Annotated in this window: 2 protein-coding genes; both read right to left on the bottom strand. The window is 71.2% G+C overall.

Annotated elements, in window-relative coordinates; genetic code table 11:
* Positions 1-133: 133 nt before the first annotated feature.
* Positions 134-2,938 carry a BTAD domain-containing putative transcriptional regulator gene (locus GXP76_RS34255; RefSeq protein WP_242575521.1) on the bottom strand — a complete coding sequence of 935 codons (2,805 nt, stop codon included), beginning with the start codon at positions 2,936-2,938 and terminating at the stop codon, positions 134-136.
* 634 nt (positions 2,939-3,572) lie between these two features.
* Positions 3,573-4,481 (bottom strand): peptidoglycan-binding protein, encoded by a 909-nt coding sequence (locus GXP76_RS34250; protein ID WP_242575522.1) that lies wholly within the window; start codon positions 4,479-4,481, stop codon positions 3,573-3,575.
* Between the last annotated feature and the right edge of the window lie 6 nt (positions 4,482-4,487).

Below are 4,487 nucleotides of genomic sequence, written 5' to 3'. Positions count from 1 at the left end.
GAGTACGGGGCTGGCCCCATCGGCCCGAGGGCCGGTCGGGGGACCGGCTTTCGGTGCCCGACGGCGCGTCCGTCAGCCGCGACCCGTCCGGGTAGTCCCGGATCAGGCATCGTCGGCCTTGAGGCCGGGCCTGTCATGTCTTGAGGGTCCGTAACCTGTCCCGGAGCTGCTTGGCGTCGTCCTCGCGGTGCTGCGCCTGGTAGAGGTCGGCCGCCTCCTGCCACATCTGACGGGCCTGGTCGTGCCGGCCGAGGGCGTGGTGGACGTCGCCGATGTGGGCCAGCGTGTTGGCTTCTTCGTAGTTGTTGCCGAGTCTCCGGAACAGCGAGTGGGCTTGGCGGTAGTACGTGAGAGCCCGGTCGTGCCGACCGGAGGAGTGGGCGATGTAGCCGAGGCTGTCGAGGGCGCATGCCTCGCCGTCGGGAAAGGCGTGGCGGCGGTGCAGGGCGAGGGACTGCTCGCAGTGGGCGAGAGCCTGCTCGTAGTTGTCGATGCGGGCTTCGTACCATCCCACCGCGTTGAGGGCGTTTGCCTCCGCCAGGGGGTCCTCTGCCATGCGCTGCAACCGCAAGGTGTGCCGGACGTGCGTCAGGGCCTGTCGGTCGTCACCCTGTTTGGCCCACGCCCAGGCGGTGACGTCGTGGACCCGTGCCTGCTCGGCGATGTCACCCGCCTCCTCCGCGAAGGCGAGCGCCAACCGCGTGTGTTCCAGCGCGTCGTCATGGTCGCCGGCTCTCGCGCAGACGTGGCCCAGACGGCGGTGGGCCCGTGCCCGCATGTTCGCCATGCCGAGTCGTTCGGCCGCGGCCAGCCCTGTCCGCCAGAGCGTTACGTGGTCGTGCAGGCGACCCTGCCGCCAGAGGAAGCCGTCCAGTACCCAGGCCAGCTGCCACACCGGCGTGTCCCATCCCTGCTCGGCGGCGAGACGCTGAGCCGCGAGCAGGCAGTCGTGCTCGGCACGGAACCAGGCCAGGACCTCTTCCTGGCCGGACAGCGACTCGACGGATGAGCCGTCGGACGGCAGGCCGAGCTCCAGCGACTGGTGATGCATGGGGCTGAGAATCCGGTCGCCGGCGTAGGCGGTGTGCAGATAGAAATCCGTCAGCCGCCGCATGGCCCGCCGACGGGATTCCTCCGGCTGGTCACGGCCCGCGCGCTCCGCGGCGTACAGGCGCACCAGATCGTGAAGGCGGTAGCGGCCGGGTACGGATTGCCGGACGAGGTGGGCGTTCTCCAGTTCCCTCAAGGCCATGCGCACCGCTGCGGCGGGGCGGGCGACGAGGCTGCCGGCCGCGGCGAGTCCGATCTCCGGCCCGGGCGTCATCCCCAGGAGGCGGAACACCTCAGCCGTCCCGACGGTCAGGGCTCGGTACGACAGGGTGAAGGCCGCGCGCACGCTGGAGGTCAGATCACCCGCGTCCAGGGCGTCCAGCCGCGCCGACTCGTCCTTGAGGTCCTCGGCCAGCAGGGCGAGCGGGAAGTCCCGGTGGGCCGCCGCGCGGGCCGCCACCACGCTGATCGCCAGCGGCAGTCCCGCGCAGTGTTCCAGCAGAGCGGCGACAGCCTTCGGTTCCGCCGCGGTCCGGCCTTTCCCCAGGTGGCGGTGGATCAGTTCCCGTGCCTCGCTGTCGGTGAGCACGTCGAGCGTCAGCATCCGGGCCCCATGAGCGCTCGTCAGCCCGGACAGCCGCCGACGGCTCGTGACCAGCACCGTGCAGGTCGCGCCGCCGGGCAGCAGCGCGGCCGCCTGCTCGGCGTCGGCGGCGTTGTCGAGCACGATCAGCATGCGCCTGCCCTCGACCAGGCTCCGGTACAGTCCGATCTGAGCCTGGACGTCCACCGGCACGGACCCGGAATCCACTCCCAGTGCGTCGAGGAACCCGCGTACGGCCGCGGCCGGTGTGACGGGCTCTCCCGAAGGATCGAAACCGCGCAGGTCGACGTAGAGCTGCCCGTCCGGGAACCGGTCGATGTTGTCGTGCGCCCAGTGCAGCGCCAGCCAGGTCTTGCCGATCCCGCCGCTGCCGCCGATCGCGGAGATCACCACCGTGCCGCGGGGCTCACCTGCGGAGTCCAACGCCTTGCTGAGCGCGGCGAGCTGGTGCTCGCGACCGGTGAACGAACCCGGCCGGGAGGGGAGTTGGCGGGGCACCGGCGTACGCGCCCCGGTGCTTGGGGTGGGCTCGGGCTTCGGGAGGGTCAGTACGGGATCGGCGGTGAGGATCTGCTGGTGCAGTCGCTGTAACGGCTCGCCGGGGTCGATGCCCAGCTCCTCCGCCAGCCTTCGCCGCAGGTCCTGGTAGCAGGCCAGGGCGTCGGAGGCCCGTCCACCGCGGTACAGGGCGACCATGAACTGACCGGTCACCCGCTCGTCCAGCGGGTGCCGCGCGACGCGGTCGGTGAGCGCGGGAAGCAGCTCGCCGTGCAGTCCGCTCCGTAAGCGGATGTCGGTGTGGTCCAGTTCGGCCGACAGCCGTTCCCGTTCCAGGGTTTGGCGCAGATCGCAGAACCACGGGGTGTCGACGCCGGCGAACGGCTCCCCCCGCCACAGCTCCAGCGCCCGTCCCATCAGCATCGCCGCGAGCTCGTCGCCGGCCGTCCGGGCCTGCCCCACCAGTTCCCGGAACCGGTGGAGGTCCACAGCCGCCGCGTCGGCCTCCAGGACGTAGCCGCCGGACCGCCTCACGATCCGCACGTCGTCCGCGGTGCCCTCCAACGTCCGGCGCAGGCGGGACAGATAGCCGTGCAGCGTTCCCCTGACCCGCTGCGGCGGCCGGTCCGCCCACACCCGGTCGATGAGCTCGTCGAGCGGTACCACCCGGTTGGCGTCCACGAGCAGAGCGGCCAGCACACACCGCTGCCGAAGGTGCCCCGCGTCCGCGGGACGGCCGTCGACGCGCATCTCGATCGTGCCCAGGAGGCCGAACTCCACTGTCATCCCGACACCACCGCCCAAGCGAGAACCCTAAGGGCGTGGCCGGCGCTCTGACCAGCCGTTTCAAGGTTCGTCCAAGAATCGTCCGATAACCGTCGGGGACGGTGGCGTCAGTTCACTTCTCGGCGGGCTCGACGCGGGCATCGGATTGCCGGTCTCCGCCGAGGTCTCGGTCGTTCGGGACGGCGCGGGGGCGCCGATCCCGCAAGGAGGATTCATGATGTCATCGGCACGTACTCCGGCGAGGCCCTGCACTGGAGCCACTACGCGTACAACTCGTCGGGAAACCGCTGGTACTACGTCAGGGATCCGATCGGTACGACCGGCTGGATCCACTGCGGCAATGTGACAGCACCCTGCTGACCCACCGCGGTCCCGCATGACGGACCGTCGGGGGGAGCGTCGGCGTGAATGGTGGGGCCTACCGGTTCTGCCCGGCTGGTGAAAGCGACCGGGCGGGGGAAGCCGGGCTCATGACCGGAGCATGGCCCACCAGGAAACGGGGGGCGGCGGCGCTTCTGTGTTCGGGCGCGTTCGGAGCGGGATGATCATCGCTCCGAACGCGCCCGAACGGTTGTCCCGTGGCAGCACGGTGACCGGCGGACCGGCGGACGACCTCGGCTTCGGCCGCGCCGTCCTAGCCGCCGACCAGGTCCCGTGCTTGCTCGATGAGTGCCCGGGCGGTGGTTTCCGCGGCGTCGTAGCGGTCCGGGTAGGCCGAGATCTGCACGGCCTGGGCCACTTGGCCCGCCGAGTAGTCCGGGTGCGCCTGGCCGACGTTGATGGCGCGGGTGAAGAACGAGTTCGAGGCGTGGGCCACGTCCATGATCTGTTCCGGTGTTCCCCAGCCCTGCGAGGGCCGCTGCTGGAAGACACCGAGGGAGTCGCGGTCGCCGCAGTCCAGGTTGTTCATGTTCGACTCGACCACACCCGCCTCGAACCCGGCGAGGAGCACGCGGTCGTCGACACCGAGTTCGACGGCCTTGCGGTAGACGGCCTTGAGCACCTCGGGGTCGGCGTCCGACGGGACCGTGCAGCCGCCGCCACCGTCGCCTCCGCCCTGGCCGACGAGGCTTCGCCAGGTGTCGGGGCCGACGACGCCGTCCGCCGTGAGTCCCTGGCCGTTCTGGAAGTCGGTGACCGCGGAGGTGGTTGCCGGCCCGAACCGGCCGTCCACGGTCAGGCCGTAGCCATGTTTGTTCAAGGCCGTCTGCGCGGCGGCCACCGCGTCGCCGGTGGAGCCCTGTCGGACGGTGACGATCAGCCCGGGCCAGGTCTCGGCGCCGATCACCCCGTCCGCGGCGTACCCCTTGGACGCCTGGAACGTGAGCACGGTGTTCTCGGTGGCCGGGCCGAAGTCGCCGTCCACGGAGATGTCGTAGCCCTGGCCCCTCAGGAGGTGCTGGGCGGTGGTGACGTTCGCTCCGGTGGCGCCCTGGGCCAGGGCGGGCCAGGCCGGGGCGGCGGTGGCCCGCTGTGCTGCGAGACCCAGCAGCGCCGCCAGGGCCGCGCACACGACGGTCAGCGCGACCAGAACGCGGAACAGGGGTGG

The sequence above is a fragment of the Streptomyces sp. NP-1717 genome, from assembly GCF_022695985.1.
Taxonomy (GTDB): Bacteria; Actinomycetota; Actinomycetes; order Streptomycetales; family Streptomycetaceae; genus Streptomyces.
Note: the sequence above shows the minus strand (reverse complement) of the source record. Positions and strands in the feature narration are given on the sequence as shown.

Bases quoted from the DNA above. Each gene is read 5' to 3' on its own strand.
- GXP76_RS34255 (WP_242575521.1), bottom strand. From the start codon at position 2,938: ATGACAGTGGAGTTCGGCCTCCTGGGCACGATCGAGATGCGCGTCGAC.